Origin of the sequence: Carnimonas nigrificans ATCC BAA-78, assembly GCF_000526695.1 — a bacterium.
GTDB classification, from domain to species: Bacteria; Pseudomonadota; Gammaproteobacteria; order Pseudomonadales; family Halomonadaceae; genus Carnimonas; species Carnimonas nigrificans.
Genome location: NZ_JAGO01000012.1, coordinates 184,365 through 199,607, shown reverse-complemented (window position 1 = coordinate 199,607; position 15,243 = coordinate 184,365). Strand labels below are relative to the sequence as shown.

The window sequence follows — 15,243 nt, the reverse complement described above, 5'->3', positions numbered from 1 at the left end:
AGGGTAAAATATAGGGCGTCGCGCTAGGAGTGGTGGCAGTGACAGTGCCCATGACCGCCGTGAACGTGGTCAGCCGCATCATCGTCATCCGCGTGATGGTGATCGTGCTGTTCAAGGGCAATTTCCAGCCCCGCCTGCTGGGCACTGGTCAGCAGTTCACGCGCTTCGTGCAGCGTATGGGAGAGTCCGCTGGCAAGGGCTGTCGAAAAAATGGCAGTGCCAAGCTCAATGGCAGAGACACCGCCAATAGTGGCAGCAGCTTCGGCACAATAGAGGGAAGGCAAGCCACGAAAATAGACCATATGCTCGTGCTGGTCGGCGCTGTCGATCAGCTGTTCGAGCATTTCGGTGGCAGCATCTCGGGCAGCACCGCGCTGCTGTGACCAGCCAGCAAGGTCAATCACCACCCCATGGCACGCGCTCGCCAATGCGGATGGAACCGCTTCACGGCTATCGCTCTGCGCAACATAGAAGAGTTCAATCTGATCGTGTTCGGCCTGCTCCACCAGCGCCTCAAGGGTTGCGCTGTCAGGCACATCCAGCAGGCATAGCTGCGCAGGGCGCAACGTTTTAGCCAGCGCCAGCGCCTGACTAGCAGAAGTTCTGATGGCAAGCCGCTCACGCGCCAGGGTCGCCAATACCTCAAGGGCCGACTCCGATGCGGCAGTGGCCTCGATCACCACATAATCAGCGCCGCTTTCAAGGGCCGTCAATGCTGTGTTGACGACTGCGCGGGCAAGCTCGGTGGGCGCACTGGCGTGGGCCAGTACCAGCGGCTGAAGGTCCAGGCCAAGCTGTAGTCTAAAAGGATTCATGGTCATTATTCCGAACGGCTTAAGATGAAACGGGAGCGCGCTGACGGCGCTTTTCCAACAGTGACTGCATCAGGGCACGCGAACGCAGCGGGCGATCTCCCATCAAGGGAAGTAACGCCTGCCGCAACAGCCACTTGGATTGACGGGCCAGCCCTGCTGCTTCCCAATCGCCCTGGGCCAGCAGTTTCAGCGTACGCCCATCGACACCTTGCTGAGAATGGGAGGCTTCGAAGAAATGTCGCGAGCCAATATCGTAGAGATAGCGCTCCTGGGGATGCAGTGCGGCCATGGTCGGCGAGCCGGTATCGGACGCCTTCAAGACGCTGAATACAGGGTCGGCATCCAGCGCCTCAAGCAGCGTTACTTCCAGGCGTCGCAGTTTTGCCGCACGCTGCGCGGGCACTGCCAGCTCAGGCAATAGCGCACCGTAATGAGCGAACAGCGCTTCAACGGCAAAGTCGCGCGGCAGGCAGCGGCTTAGCAGCTCGTTCGCGTAAAGCCCGCACAGCAGCCCTTCTCCGGCCAGCAATACGCCTGGGCCTGCCGCTTCGATCAGGGTCAGTGTCTTTAACTCGCCCTTGCCACGCCACATCACATGCAAAGGCGTAAACGGCTGCAAGGTGCTGCGTGTACGACTTCCGGGACGCGCTACGCCGCGGGCCACGGCCCTGACCACACCGTGCTCAAGCGTCAGCAGATCAACCAGCGCACTGGTTTCGCGATACGGCCGACGGTGCAGTAGATAAGCAGGCTGCAAGGCCATCAAGCGCTCCCCTGCAGTAACCGGTAGCCTGGCAGGCAAGACGCTCGCCAGGCCATGACTGGACTATTCGTCGAAGGTGTAGCCAAGGCTTTTCAGCGCTCGGGCGTCGTCCGACCAACCACGTTTGACCTTCACCCACAGCTTCAGCATCACCTTGGTATTGAACAAACGCTCCATCTCAAGGCGCGCTTCCCGGCCAATCTGCTTGATGCGCTCGCCATTCTCACCGATCAGGATTTTCTTCTGCCCGTCGCGTTCGACCAGCATCAGGGCATTGATATGGATGATTTTACCTTCATCCCTGAACTGCTCCACCTCTACCGTCATCTGGTAAGGCAGCTCATCACCGAGCTGGCGCATCACTTTTTCCCGCACCAGTTCGGCAGCAAGAAAACGCTCGCTGCGGTCAGTAATCTGATCGGAAGGGAAATAATGGGGGCTGTCAGGCAGATGGCGCGCCACTTCCTGCTCCAGCGCATCAACGCCAGTGCCATGCTTGGCCGAAATGGGCAGAATTGCCGTAAAGCTGCGCTTGCCGGCCACCTCTTCCAGCCAGGGCAGCAGGCTGCTCTTGTCCTTCAGCCAATCCACCTTGTTGACCGCAAGGATGACCGGCACCTCAAGGCTGGCGAGCCGCTTGAGCACGATCTCATCCTCATCGGTCCAGCGGGTGCGGTCAATGATAAAAACAACACAGTCAACGCCGCGCAGGGCCTGATTGGCTGCCTGATTCATGAACTGGTTGATCGCGCGATTGCGATCCTTGCCCATGATGTGTATGCCAGGCGTATCAACGTAGACAGCCTGAGCGCTGTCAACGGTTTTCACGCCCATGACCTGATGGCGGGTGGTTTGCGGACGCCGCGAAGTAATCGAGATCTTCTGCCCGAGAATACGGTTCATCAGCGTTGACTTGCCCACATTGGGGCGCCCCACAATAGCCACGAAGCCACAACGGCTTGATGAATCGGCAGAGCCACTTACAGGTGTCGTTGCATCATCACTCATCATGATCTCCGCGATTGGGGTTGCAGCAGCGCCAGCACCTGGTCGGCGGCCTGCTGTTCGGCATTGCGGCGACTGCTGCCAGTCCCCACGCCGGGCTGATCCAGAAGCTCAACATGCGCTTCGACGGTAAATACCTGATCGTGGGCATCACCCTGCACATCGACCACTTCATAGCGCGGCAACGGTTTCTGCCGCGACTGGAGAAATTCCTGAAGACGTGTCTTGGGGTCCTTGAGCGTATCTTCCAGCGTAGTGTCATTGAGTCGGTCGGCAAACCACTCCAATACGCAGCGCCTTACCTCATCCATGCCACCATCAAGATAGATCGCCCCGATCACCGCTTCCATGGCGTCGGCAAGAATGGAGCGACGGCGGTTGCCACCGCTTTTCATCTCACCGGAGCCAAGTTTCAGGAATTGCCCCAGATCAAACTCAAGCGCTACATCAGCAAGGGTTTCTCCCTTTACCAGACGGGCGCGAAGACGTGAAAGCTGACCTTCACGGGCATCGGGAAAACGCCTGAAGAGCGCTTCACCAATAATAAAATTGACGATTGAATCGCCCAGAAACTCGATACGCTCGTTGTTGCGACCACCGACACTGCGGTGCGTCAACGCGAGTTCGAGATGTGAATTGTCGTTGAAACGATACCCTAGCCGTTTGGCCAGCGTAGAGGTTGATGAGCTACTCACTGCTCGTGTTTACACCTGTTGGCTGAACGACCGCCGAACGGTCGTATAAATGAACGTTTGCGCCTGCCCCCTACCGGCAACAGGCGTGTACGCCAGCGCATCGACGATGTGCGCTGGCACTTCCTGAAAAATCGTTCCGTCTAGCGAATCACGCGATCGCTGGAGAAGCTGGGTAGACCGCTACGCCAGTGCATCCACACGAACGAGGCGCGCCCCACCAGATTACCCTCGGGCACGAAGCCCCAGAAACGGCTATCTGCGGAGTTGTCGCGATTATCGCCCATCACGAAATAGTGACCTTCGGGCACCTCACCTTCGAAGTTACGTCGCGGATCAAAGGGCACATCAGTCGTATTGTATACCTGATGGCGCACCTCCCCGCCGTTGGAAGGCAGTGTTTCCTGATACTGCACCTGTCCCGGCGATGCTTCAACATCATCGGAGACCAGCGTTTTATCTACCTTCTCGCCGTTGATATAAAGCTGTTCATCCTGATAGCGGATGTGATCACCAGGCAGCCCGATCACGCGCTTGATGAAATCCTGCTCAGGATTGACCGGATAGCGGAAAACCACCACATCGCCGCGCTTCGGCTCTCCGGTAGGTATGATCTTGGTATCCAGCACGGGCAAACGCAGGCCGTAGCTGAATTTATTGACGGTAATAAAATCGCCTACGTCGAGGGTAGGCTCCATGGAACCGGAAGGAATCTGGAAAGGCTCAACGATAAAGGAGCGCACCACCAGCACAAACAGCAGTACCGGAAAAAAGGAGCGCGAGTAGTCAACGTACCACGGCTGTTTCCTTGCTGGATCAGCCTCCGCACGCCGCTTGCGCCACACTCGCTTGTCCAGCAGCCATATCACGCCGGTAACGACGACGGCGATCACTAATATCAGGGAAAAATTCATCAGGCTTCTACATCCAGTTATTCGAATCGTCCGGCAAGCGCTTCTTTTCGGCCATTAATCGTTGGTACGCAGCACCGCAAGGAACGCATCCTGCGGAATTTCAACACTGCCCACCTGCTTCATGCGCTTTTTACCTTCCTTCTGCTTCTGCAACAGTTTCTTTTTACGCGAAACGTCGCCGCCATAGCACTTGGCAGTCACGTTCTTGCGCAGCGCCTTGACCGTCGAACGTGCGATCACATGGCCACCAATGGCCGCCTGTACAGCAACGTCAAACATCTGGCGAGGAATCAGTTCCTTCATTTTCTCGACCAGCACCCGACCGCGCGGCTCGGCCTGATCGCGATGAATGATCACCGCCAGAGCATCGACGCGATCACCGTTAATCAGTACATCCAGACGCACCAGCTTGGCAGCTTCAAAACGTTCGAAACTGTAATCGAGGGAAGCATAGCCTTTGGTAATCGACTTGAGGCGATCGAAGAAGTCCATCACCACTTCGCTCATCGGCAGCTCATAGGTGAGCTGCATCTGATTACCCAGCACCTGCATATCCTTCTGAATGCCGCGCCGGTTAACGCACTCGGTAATCACGTTACCGACGTACTCCTGCGGCACCAGAATGGTCGCACGAGTGATCGGCTCGCGCATTTCGGCCACGCTGGAAAGATCGGGCAGCTTCGATGGATTGGAGATGTAGATCACCTCACCGGAATCCATCAGCAGCTCATAAATTACCGTCGGTGCCGTAGTCAGAAGGTCGAGATCGTATTCACGCTCCAGACGCTCCTGAATGATCTCCATGTGCAACGTGCCGAGGAAGCCGACACGGAAACCAAAGCCCAGTGCGTCCGAATTTTCCGGCACGTAATCCAGCGAGGCATCATTGAGCGCCAACTTTTCCAGCGCATCGCGGAAGGCTTCATAGTCATCGGCGCTGATCGGGAACATGCCCGCGTAAACCTGCGGCTTGACCTTCTGGAAGCCGGGAAGACGCTCCACCTGAGGAGTTTTGGCGTGAGTGATGGTATCGCCCACGGGAGCGCCGTGAATATCCTTGATACCCGCGACCAGAAAGCCCACTTCACCCGCTCGCAGCACGTTGGTTTCGGTACGTTTGGGGGTAAAGATACCTACGACGTTGGCGTCCCAGTGACGACCGGTGGACTTCATCTCCACCTTGTCGCCCTTGCGCAGCTCACCATCAAAGACACGGATCAGCGACACCACGCCCAGATAATTATCAAACCACGAGTCGATAATCAGCGCCTGCAACGGAGCTTCACGATTGCCCTTGGGCGGAGGAATGTCCCGCACCAGACGCTCAAGCAGCTGCTCCATGCCCAGACCGCTTTTCGCCGACACACGACAGGCATCGGTAGCGTCCAGGCCGATAATCTCTTCGATCTGCTGGGAAACCTCTTCAGGATCGGCCTGCGGCAGATCCATTTTGTTCAGCACCGGCAGCACTTCAAGGCCCTGCTCGATGGCGGTATAGCAATTGCCCACCGACTGCGCTTCAACGCCCTGTGCGGCATCGACAACCAGCAGCGCCCCTTCGCAGGCATAGAGCGAGCGCGACACTTCATAGGAAAAATCCACGTGCCCAGGGGTATCAATGAAGTTGAACTGATACACCTCACCGTCTTCCGCCTGATAATCAAGCGTGACCGACTGCGCCTTGATGGTAATGCCTCGCTCGCGCTCAATATCCATCGAGTCGAGCACCTGCTCCTTCAACTCGCGCTCGGTCAAGCCGCCACATAGCTGAATGATGCGGTCAGCGAGCGTCGACTTGCCGTGGTCGATGTGAGCAATGATGCTGAAATTACGAATATTGCTTAGAGGTGAAGGCGCTGCGTCTTTTGCCATAAAAGCGTTACCAAAATCCTGTTCGGGGTACCTGCCGCTATCGCTATCGGGTCAGGCCATGGGCCTGTCACCCTTATCGCTGACGGGGAAAGGGGTAATTGTACCGGTAGCGTGCCAAAGGTAACAGCGCAGAGGAACAACTAACCGCTTTCAAGAGGGCAATCAATACCAGCAGACGCCATCCGCAGCATCTTGTGCCCAGTATTTGAGGCAGTGACACAGCAAAACGGGCCTCAATAGGCCCGTTACACTATTCACCCACGTATCACCCGCGTAATCATTTCACTGAAAGCTAGCTGCACTACTCGTCGCTTTGTTTGTTATCCAGTCGCAGCGCAACGAACAGCAGTTGTCCTCCGCGGGCAACGCGCAGGGCTACGGGGCGATCATGGGGGATGTCCGCCACGATGGTGCGTAATTTTTCTCCCGAGGTAATGGCCTGACGATTGAGATCAACCAGCACATCGCCCGCTTGAATGCCGGCATTGGCAGCGGCACCGTCTGGGTCCACCTGCTGCACCACGACGCCATGCGGCACGCCAAGCCGACGCAGCTCATCACGCTCAAGATCGCCTACTACCAGCCCGATACGCCGCTGCTCGTCCTGGCGGTCGCTTGACCCATTATTGCCATCCGGGCCTTGCGGCCAGTCACCCACCTTGATCGCCAGGCTCTGCTCTTTACCGTCACGCACGATGCCCAGCGTAGCGGTCTCCCCGGGCTTGATCGCACTGACGCGCCGCGGCAGTTCATCCGGCGTATCAATCTCCTGACCATTGACGCTGCGCACCACATCCCCCGGTTTCAAGCCGCCCTTCTCACCCGGAGCCCCTTGCTTGAGCTGCGCGATCAGCGCGCCCCTGGTATCGCTCAGGCCGAGTGATGTCGCGAGATCCTTCGATACTTCCTGAATCGCCGCCCCCAGATAGCCGCGATGCACATGACCATCCTTTTTCAGACCGTCAGCTACCTCCATCGCGATATTGATGGGAATCGCGAACGACAAGCCCATAAAGCCACCGCTGCGTGTGTATATCTGCGAATTGATACCCACTACCTGCCCTTGCAGGTTCAGCAAGGGGCCACCTGAATTGCCGGGATTGATGGCTACATCCGTTTGAATGAAGGGAACGAAGTTATCCGACGAGAGCGTGCGATTAATGGCGCTGACAATGCCCGAGGTGACCGAGTGATCGAAGCCGAACGGCGAACCGATCGCTGCGACCCATTCACCGGTTTCAAGCTGATTGGAGTTACCGCGTTCCAGCACCGGCAGATTATTGGCATCAACCTTGATCAGCGCGACATCGGTTTTTTTGTCGCTTCCAATCACCTTGGCCTTCAACTGGCGGCGATCATTGAGCTTCACTTCAATGGAATCGGCGCCCTCCACCACATGGGCATTGGTCAGAATATAGCCGTCCTGACTGATAATGAAGCCCGAGCCGAGGGATGCCACGGTATCGTGACCGCGCCCCTGATAACCGGGGCCACTACCAGGACCAAAGCTGAAACCGGGAGGCAGTTGATCGCCAAAAAAATGGCGGAAAATATCCGGCAGCTGGCCTGGCCCCATCATCATTGAGTTAGACGACACCTCTCTTTTGGTCGAAATATTGACGACCGCCGGCGCTGCCTTTTTTACCAGCGCAGTGAAATTCGGCAAACGCTGGGTAGAAACAGCCTCCGCGCTCTGCTCGGTGGACTGAGCAAAGCTTAATGGCGAGAGCGCCATCGCGGAAACTACCGCCAGCGCCACGATAGAAGTTCGTTGTTTACCAAACTGCATGGGATTTTTACTCCTGCCTTCTTTTTCTAGCCTTGATAATCACAACTACCGCATACGCTCAACGCCGCCAACCAGGCCGAGCGTTGAGCTACCTTCACCTGAATTTTGCCCTGCTCACGGGCGCGAAATGTAGCAATTTGCGCGCAATATCATCAGCAATATGCAAGGAAGTATCATTACCGCCCGCTGAAGCGCCCATTTTCGTAATCAATGACTACCTGAATGCTGAATAACCGTCTGAACGAAAAAAACGCCACATCTTCTCTCGAAAGAAGAGTGGCGCTTTATAGCCGGAGGCGATGTGACGGCTCATTTATCCAGACATGCCGTGCTTCGTGACTAAAAGCGTGCACCGCTGCTGGAGGCAGCATCAGCATCCTGGGCGTGCTGATCGAGAAAGCCTCGCAGCAAGCGGGTCTGGCGGCGAGCTTCCGCGGAGGACTGATCATCAGCGTATACCGGGAATAGTGAGTTACCGCTGCCGGAACTTGTGGAGTAGCGATCCTCATTGACCGGCTCGGAGACCAGCCCTACCGTGCTGAAGCTGCCTCCTGAGGCACTGGCATTGCCATCAAGCGAGCTGCCAACCCCAGGTGCAGAGGCCATGGAGCTTCCCGGCGCACTGGCAGAACTGCCGCCTGTACCACCGCTGTCCATGCCGCGATATACCTGCACACCGGTGATGACCATCAGGCTGACGGCTGCGGCCACGGCGGCATTGCCCATAAAGGAGAAGGGACCGACATGACGCTTGGCGCTACCGGCCTGGGCGCTGACTTCGCCATCAAGCTGGTCGGGTTGCAGTGCATCAATACGCTCACGCACCGCCGCCGACAGATCAATAGTGACATCAATATCACGCTCACGGCGCAAGGCACTGCCGATTACGTGGTAACGACGCCAGGTATCTGCCTCCTCCGGTGATTTTGACAGCGACTTGAGCACTCTGCGCAGCTCAAGCTCATCGCCTTCTCCGTCCATAACGGCAGAGAGAGATTCCCTGACTTTGTCATTCATCGCCACATCCTCATAGCAGACGCTGCATAAAATTCATAACCGGTTACTAGGACAGCGTGTTCACGAAAAAGTTTTATAACGCGCCGAGTGCCAATAACAGCGCTGATTCCCGCCACACCACTTTTACTCTAGGTACTGACTCTAGATACTTTTACTTCAGATACTCTTAGGCCGACGATACACCATTGTGACTGAGGGTTGGATTCATCAATTCATCAATGCGCTGATCAATCGCCTCACGCGCCCGGAAGATGCGCGAACGCACGGTACCAACCGGACACTGCATCACATTGGCAATATCTTCATAAGCCAATCCATCCATCTCGCGCAGGGTAATGGCCGTGCGCAAGTCTTCCGGCAGGTTTTCAATCGCTTCAAACACCGCCGCTTCCAACTGATCCCGCGCAATCGCCGCTTCAGGCGTTTCGATATCCGCCAGACGCCCACTGAAATCGAGCACCTCGGCATCGCTGATATCCATGTCACTGCCCGGAGGACGGCGACCGCGAGCTACCAAATGGTTCTTGGCCGTGTTGATGGCAATACGATAAATCCACGTATAGAAGGCGCTTTCATTACGAAACTTGCCCAGCGCCCGATACGCCTTGATGAAGGCTTCCTGAGCCACATCATAAACTTCAGCCTGATCGAAGACGTAGCGCCCGATCAGACCAATGATCTTGTGCTGGTACTTTTTGACCAGCAGATCGAAGGCACGCGAATCACCAGCCTGGGCGCGCTCTACGAGCTGTTTGTCAGTCAACGCTGTTGACATGAGATCCCCCAAAAAGGTGGCCTACTCAAGGCATTCGCACTAATGGCGATGCAGCAAGTGGGTCGATGATTACCCTGAATCACTCTTGCTGCGGCCCGGCCACTGAGTACCCTTGAATTAAACTTCTCCCCCTGCGTATATCTGCGCTAATCCGCTGAAATTCAAGCTTTCAGCGCCAGAGGGAGCACTTCTTGTCCGATAGGCGAGCCACCCACCAAAAGTAGCAGGCATCTCATCAGACAGAGCACATGCCGAGAAGTTCCTTCTTAAGGTACACTAGTTCACATTCAAGCGATGCTAGGCTCTACTTCCATAGGCTCAGCGTTACCCATTTTCGATTCCCGGAAGGCCCGCAATGTCCGAGCAGCAAACCAACGATGTCAATGTGGTCGATCAAAAGCTATTGATCACTCCCGCTGAGTTGAAGAACAACATCCCGTTGAGTCACTCCGCCTCGCAACTGGTCGTGGAAAGCCGTCAGGTCATCCAGGACATTCTTGACGGCAAGGACCCTCGCCTTCTGGTCGTGGTAGGCCCCTGCTCGATTCATGACGTCAAGGCCGCCCGCGAATACGCTTCTCGCCTGCGCAAGCTGGCCGATAGCGTTAGCGATTCACTTTTTATCGTAATGCGCTGCTACTTCGAAAAACCGCGCACCACCGTGGGCTGGAAGGGATTGATTAACGACCCACGCATGGACGACAGCTTCCATATCGAAGAGGGTCTGACCCTTGCGCGCAGCCTGCTGGTAGAGCTTACCGAGATGGGGCTGCCGCTCGCCACCGAAGCGCTTGACCCCATTTCACCGCAATATTTGCAGGACTGCATCAGCTGGTCTGCGATTGGTGCACGCACCACTGAATCACAAACACACCGCGAAATGGCATCGGGGCTTTCAGGCCCGGTCGGCTTCAAGAACGGCACCGATGGCAGCCTGGAAGTGGCGGTCAACGCCCTGAAATCAGTCGCCCACGGCCACAGCTTCCTCGGTATCAATCAGCAGGGTGAAGTCGCGGTGATTACCACTCGCGGCAATGCCTACGCCCACGCGGTACTGCGCGGCGGCAACGGCAAGCCCAATTACGATAGCGTCAGCATTTCACTGGCCGAGCGTGAGCTGAGCGCCGCGGGCGTGGCCCCAAATCTGATGGTGGACTGCTCCCACGCCAACTCAAACAAACAGCCCGAGCTTCAGCCGCTGGTGCTTGAAAACATCGCCCAGCAGATTATCGAAGGCAACCGCTCGATCATGGGGGTTATGCTGGAGTCTCACCTGTTTGAAGGAGCGCAGAAGATTCCCGCCAACCTCGATGACCTGCAATATGGTGTCTCGGTCACCGATGGCTGCATTGGCTGGGATAAAACCGCCGAGATTCTGACCGATCTGGCCCAGCGGGTTCGTGAACCATTGAAAAAACGGCTTGAAGACTAGCCGCTGCCTCTCTTTCACTTGCTGAATTGAATGCGCTGAGCTGAAAAAGATGACAACGCCGCGGAAGCTGATCTTCCGCGGCGTTGTTATATCCTACCGTGCATGTTCAATCGCCATCCAATGGCTTGCTGTAATCGCTACCTAGGCAATCTCTCTTCGAAATGGCGGCAGCGAATCAAGCAGCGCCTTGCCGTAGCGTTTGGTGACAATGCGACGATCAAGAATCGTAATCATGCCTTCATCCTGCTCCTTGCGGATCAGGCGTCCACACGCCTGCACCAGACGAATCGACGCATCAGGCACGGTAATACGCATAAAGGCGTTGCCGCCGCGGCTTTCAATCCACTCCGAGAGCGTTGCTCCCACTGGATCGTCCGGCACCGAAAACGGCAGGCGGGTAATCACCACATGACGCAGGTAGCGACCAGGAAGATCCACCCCTTCCGCAAAACTCGCCAGACCGAAAATAATGCTGCCTTCGCCATCATCAATACGCTTGCGGTGACGCTCCAGTAGCTCGCGGCGCGGCAGATGATCCTGAATTAGAATAGCCTTGGCGCGCTCGCGGGTCGCTGTGTCATCAAACAGCGCCTGCTCAACCGCACGCAACTGGCGCCGCGATGAGAAGAGCACCAGCACCGCTTCATCGCTGCCGAGATCACGCACGAAGTCGATGATCGAGCGCTCATGCTGATCCCGTTGCGCCGGGTCCACCGCACTTTGCGGCACCGACAATACCGCACGCGAATAATCGAATGAGCTGGGCAGGCGCTGATAGCGATAGCGATTGGCAAGCCCCGCTCGCTCCTGAAAACGCTCGAAGCCGCCCAGAGCCGTCAGGGTTGCTGATGTCAGCACCGCACCAAAGCAGCGCCCCCACAGATGCTGCGCCAGGGTATGAGCAGCGCTGACCGGCGAGGCCGCAATCACCACTTCATCACCGCCGTTATCGCGCCCGCTTTGAAACTCGATCCAGCGCGCCTGAGGCGGCTGTTCAGGCTCCACATCCGGCTCGGAAAAGGCTTGCCACAATGCAAAGGCATCATTGGCACGACCATGCAGCATCGCCACCAGCGGCAGCCACTCCTCGGCGACCTCACGGGCAAGCCCCGTGCTTTTATCCGGATCAAGACTCTCCCGCAATATCTCCAGCATGCCATCCAGCGACTTGCACAACGCCGCAAAGGCAGAGACCAGCGTGGCGGTCAGTTCGCGAAATTCTACAGGCACTCGCCCCATCTCGAAGCGATGGCGGCGGGTGGTATTTTCCCCCTGTAGCGCAGGCAGGGCCTGCTCAAAACCACCGGCAACCCCCAGCACTTCGGTCAAGCGTGGTTCTATGGTGGCGAGCGCATCGGGAATGGTCGCCAGCAGCCGCCCGATCACCGCCTGCTTTCCTAGCGCCGCATTCATCTCAGTAAGCGAGCGCTTGAGCAGACTGATCCAGCGGCCAGCCCCATGCAGCGGCAAACGGTGATGAAAGTGATCAAGCGCCTTGTCAGGCAGATGGTGCGCTTCGTCGAAAACGTAGAAGCTCTCTTTTGGGGCAGGCAGCACCATGCCGCCACCGAGCGCCAGATCAGCAAGCACCAGATCATGGTTGACGACAATCACATCAGCTTCTTCGACCTTGCGACGAGCGCGGAAAAAGGCGCAGGCGCTGAAATGACCACAGCGCCGATTGGTGCACTGACGATGATCAATGGTCAATTGGCGCCAGTCACGATCGTTGATCGGTTCCGGCCAACTGTCACGATCCCCTTCCCAGCGCCCGTTGGCATATTCGCCAGCAAGCTCCTGGGCCAATTCACCCAACTGCTCATTGGGCGCCGCCAGTTCACGCTCAAACAGTGACATGGTGGGGTTGACCTGAGTGCCGTCCAGCACCTGCTCAAGCCGCGACAGGCACAGATAGCGACCGCGCCCCTTGGCGAGAGCATACGAAAACGGAATACCAGCGTGCTGCTTGAGCGCTGGCAAATCCTGGTGCAGCACCTGCTCCTGCAACGCCACCGTCGCGGTCGAGACAATCAGGCGCTTATTGGCAGCACGGGCAACCGGCAGTGCCGCCAGCAGATAAGCCAGCGTTTTACCGGTTCCGGTGCCCGCCTCCAGCACACAAATATGCTCGTTACCGACCCGCAGCCCTTCGCTATCTGCCTCGATACTGCCCAGCGTTCGCGCAATTTCTGCGATCATCAGCTTCTGCCCATAGCGCGGCTTCAGCTTGAGACCGTCGAGCAACTGACGATAGGCGCCCTGAATCTCTTCCTTTGTTTCAGGCTTAACCATATAGCGTCTGACCGCCTTTCACGAGAGAGAAGAGAGGCAGTTCGACCGCGTTCAAAGCAGCCCTTCCGGCGGATGCTCGCACGGTAGCTTGGCGTTGATAAAGGCTTCGATTTCAGGCAGTGAAAAGGCATCCTCCTCACCGACAAAGCTGATCGACGTACCCTTGGCCCCCGCACGTCCGGTACGCCCAATGCGGTGAACGTAATCCTCGGGATCTTCCGGGAGGGTATAGTTGATAACGTGAGAGACATCGGAAATATGGATGCCGCGACCTGCTACATCAGTGGCTACCAGCACCGCCACCTCGCCTTCGCGGAATTGCTCCAGCGTACTGATACGCTGCTGCTGGGGCACATCGCCCGAGATCATCGCGGCGTTAATGCCTGCTTCCTGCAGCGTTTTCAGCAGTGAGCGCACCACATGACGCTGATTGGCAAACACCATCACTCGCTCAAGCGCTTCACCGCGCAGAAGATTGGTCAGCAGCCGTGGCTTGTCGGCATCGCTGACCATATAGACGCGCTGCTCCACATTGCTCGCAGTACTGACATCCGTAGCGACATCAACCTGCGCCGCATCCTTGGTCCACTGCTCGGCGAGATTGAGAATATCGCGGGTAAACGTTGCCGAAAACAGGAAGGTCTGACGCTCTTCCTTGTTTGGCGTTGCACGGATAATGCGTTTGACATCAGGAATGAAGCCCATCGACAGCATACGGTCAGCTTCATCGAGCACCAGCACTTCTACCTGCGACAGATCGACATCACGTTTTTGGTGGAAGTCGAGCAGCCGCCCGGGGGTCGCGATCAGGATATCGACCTTATTGCGCAGCGCGTTCTGCTGCTTCTTGTAGTCCAGCCCGCCCACTGCGCTCACGATGGTGATATCGCTGGCGTGCTGGGCCAAACCGTGGGCGTCCTTCTCGATTTGCAGCGCAAGCTCGCGCGTAGGCGCCAGAATCAGGGCGCGCGGCGCACCGGGCTGCTGCCCATCGGGGCGCGGCTCTTCAAGGAAATAGGCCAGAATGGAAATCAGGAAGGCAGCCGTTTTGCCGGTACCTGTCTGCGCCTTGCCCACCACATCGCCGCCCAGCAGCGTATGCTTGAGCGCTTCACTCTGGATTGGTGTGCAGTACTGAAAGCCCAGATCACTGATGCCCCGAGCCAGCGGCGCAGAGAGATCGAAGTCAGTAAACCGCCAGACACCCGCCTTCAACGGCGCGATATCAACCTGCGGCACGGAGGCCGCTGGCGTATTGGAGGAGCGGCGACGGTCGCCCCCCGGCTTACGCCGTGGCCTGCGACGCTTGCGGCGCGGCTGGTGATTGGCAGTGGGGGTCGGGGAGGAACTGTTATCCGACTCGCTCATGATGTCTCGACTATTTGGTGGCAGTAAGGATGTTCAGCGCGGGCGGCGCACCAGAGGGCAGCCGCAGTATCAACCACAATATGAACATCGACGTTAGTGCACAATTATAGCAGACAACATTGCGAGCGCACGATGCGCCACGCAGTGAGACACAGCCCTGCGCTATTGATAGAATCCCGCCATTGCTTTTGCACTACCGCCACGCGCCAGGAAAGCGCTTCGATCGCGGTACCGACCCATTGATTGTCAAGAGAGTTACCATGACCCGCAGAAAGAAAACCCGCTCCATTGCCAGCCGCGTAACGATTCGCACTGGACGCCGCAAGGACTACAAGAAGTGGCGTCACGAAAATCCTGACCAGGTGCACTCTACCCAGCGTTACGTCAATAAGAAGCGCAAGCAGCGTAAAGAGCAGGCGGCCCGCAAGATGGAGCGCCAGCACGCAGGCACGACCCTGGAACTGCATCCCGAAGAAGGGTCAGAAAATAGATCGGGAGAGCACCACTAA

General features: G+C 57.2%; 13 protein-coding genes. 2 read left to right on the top strand and 11 right to left on the bottom strand.

Annotated elements, in window-relative coordinates:
- Positions 1–23: 23 nt before the first annotated feature.
- The 9 genes from L881_RS0106930 to rpoE form a co-directional block, all read right to left on the bottom strand.
- A complete protein-coding gene (locus L881_RS0106930; protein ID WP_025732975.1) occupies positions 24–815 on the bottom strand; it encodes a hypothetical protein in 792 nt (263 codons plus the stop codon).
- A 19-nt stretch (positions 816–834) separates the two neighbouring features.
- Positions 835–1,578, bottom strand: a complete 744-nt coding sequence (recO, locus tag L881_RS0106925; protein WP_025732974.1) for a DNA repair protein RecO — start codon at positions 1,576–1,578, stop codon at positions 835–837.
- Positions 1,579–1,641: 63 nt separating this feature from the next.
- Complete coding sequence (era, locus tag L881_RS0106920) at positions 1,642–2,586, bottom strand: GTPase Era (protein WP_025732973.1); 945 nt, start codon at positions 2,584–2,586, stop codon at positions 1,642–1,644.
- Positions 2,586–3,278: a ribonuclease III gene (gene rnc, locus L881_RS0106915; protein ID WP_025732972.1), complete on the bottom strand. Its 693-nt coding sequence runs from the start codon at positions 3,276–3,278 to the stop codon at positions 2,586–2,588. The genes era and rnc overlap by 1 nt, the downstream gene beginning before the upstream one ends.
- A 140-nt stretch (positions 3,279–3,418) precedes the next feature.
- Positions 3,419–4,189 (bottom strand): signal peptidase I, encoded by a 771-nt coding sequence (gene lepB, locus L881_RS0106910; protein WP_025732971.1) that lies wholly within the window; start codon positions 4,187–4,189, stop codon positions 3,419–3,421.
- Between the two features lie 54 nt (positions 4,190–4,243).
- The gene (gene lepA / locus L881_RS0106905; RefSeq protein WP_025732970.1) at positions 4,244–6,061 is read right to left on the bottom strand and encodes a translation elongation factor 4; all 1,818 of its coding nucleotides are present in this window, start codon (positions 6,059–6,061) and stop codon (positions 4,244–4,246) included.
- 301 nt (positions 6,062–6,362) lie between these two features.
- On the bottom strand, positions 6,363–7,850 hold the full coding sequence (locus tag L881_RS0106900; protein WP_034578781.1) for a DegQ family serine endoprotease: 1,488 nt from the start codon (positions 7,848–7,850) through the stop codon (positions 6,363–6,365).
- Between the two features lie 339 nt (positions 7,851–8,189).
- Positions 8,190–8,867 (bottom strand): sigma-E factor negative regulatory protein, encoded by a 678-nt coding sequence (locus L881_RS13415; protein ID WP_025732967.1) that lies wholly within the window; start codon positions 8,865–8,867, stop codon positions 8,190–8,192.
- Positions 8,868–9,033: 166 nt separating this feature from the next.
- Complete coding sequence (gene rpoE / locus L881_RS0106890) at positions 9,034–9,642, bottom strand: RNA polymerase sigma factor RpoE (RefSeq protein WP_025732966.1); 609 nt, start codon at positions 9,640–9,642, stop codon at positions 9,034–9,036.
- 355 nt (positions 9,643–9,997) lie between these two features.
- Between rpoE and L881_RS0106885 the strand changes: the two genes are divergently transcribed.
- On the top strand, positions 9,998–11,074 hold the full coding sequence (locus tag L881_RS0106885) for a 3-deoxy-7-phosphoheptulonate synthase (RefSeq protein WP_025732965.1): 1,077 nt from the start codon (positions 9,998–10,000) through the stop codon (positions 11,072–11,074).
- Between the two features lie 141 nt (positions 11,075–11,215).
- Here the strand turns inward: L881_RS0106885 and dinG are convergent, their stop codons facing one another.
- Both dinG and L881_RS0106875 read right to left on the bottom strand, forming a co-directional pair.
- Complete coding sequence (gene dinG / locus L881_RS0106880; RefSeq protein WP_025732964.1) at positions 11,216–13,366, bottom strand: ATP-dependent DNA helicase DinG; 2,151 nt, start codon at positions 13,364–13,366, stop codon at positions 11,216–11,218.
- Between the two features lie 51 nt (positions 13,367–13,417).
- The gene (locus L881_RS0106875) at positions 13,418–14,734 is read right to left on the bottom strand and encodes a DEAD/DEAH box helicase (RefSeq protein ID WP_025732963.1); all 1,317 of its coding nucleotides are present in this window, start codon (positions 14,732–14,734) and stop codon (positions 13,418–13,420) included.
- 260 nt (positions 14,735–14,994) lie between these two features.
- Here L881_RS0106875 and L881_RS0106870 point away from each other — a divergent pair, with 260 nt between their 5' ends.
- Complete coding sequence (locus L881_RS0106870; protein ID WP_025732962.1) at positions 14,995–15,243, top strand: hypothetical protein; 249 nt, start codon at positions 14,995–14,997, stop codon at positions 15,241–15,243.

Coding starts and splice junctions, on each gene's coding strand:
- lepB (WP_025732971.1), bottom strand. CDS start 4,189: ATGAATTTTTCCCTGATATTAGTGATCGCCGTCGTCGTTACCGGCGTG.
- recO (WP_025732974.1), bottom strand. CDS start 1,578: ATGGCCTTGCAGCCTGCTTATCTACTGCACCGTCGGCCGTATCGCGAA.
- lepA (WP_025732970.1), bottom strand. CDS start 6,061: ATGGCAAAAGACGCAGCGCCTTCACCTCTAAGCAATATTCGTAATTTC.
- L881_RS0106900 (WP_034578781.1), bottom strand. CDS start 7,850: ATGCAGTTTGGTAAACAACGAACTTCTATCGTGGCGCTGGCGGTAGTT.
- L881_RS0106885 (WP_025732965.1), top strand. CDS start 9,998: ATGTCCGAGCAGCAAACCAACGATGTCAATGTGGTCGATCAAAAGCTA.
- L881_RS0106875 (WP_025732963.1), bottom strand. CDS start 14,734: ATGAGCGAGTCGGATAACAGTTCCTCCCCGACCCCCACTGCCAATCAC.
- dinG (WP_025732964.1), bottom strand. CDS start 13,366: ATGGTTAAGCCTGAAACAAAGGAAGAGATTCAGGGCGCCTATCGTCAG.
- L881_RS13415 (WP_025732967.1), bottom strand. CDS start 8,867: ATGAATGACAAAGTCAGGGAATCTCTCTCTGCCGTTATGGACGGAGAA.
- rpoE (WP_025732966.1), bottom strand. CDS start 9,642: ATGTCAACAGCGTTGACTGACAAACAGCTCGTAGAGCGCGCCCAGGCT.
- L881_RS0106930 (WP_025732975.1), bottom strand. CDS start 815: ATGAATCCTTTTAGACTACAGCTTGGCCTGGACCTTCAGCCGCTGGTA.
- era (WP_025732973.1), bottom strand. CDS start 2,586: ATGAGTGATGATGCAACGACACCTGTAAGTGGCTCTGCCGATTCATCA.
- L881_RS0106870 (WP_025732962.1), top strand. CDS start 14,995: ATGACCCGCAGAAAGAAAACCCGCTCCATTGCCAGCCGCGTAACGATT.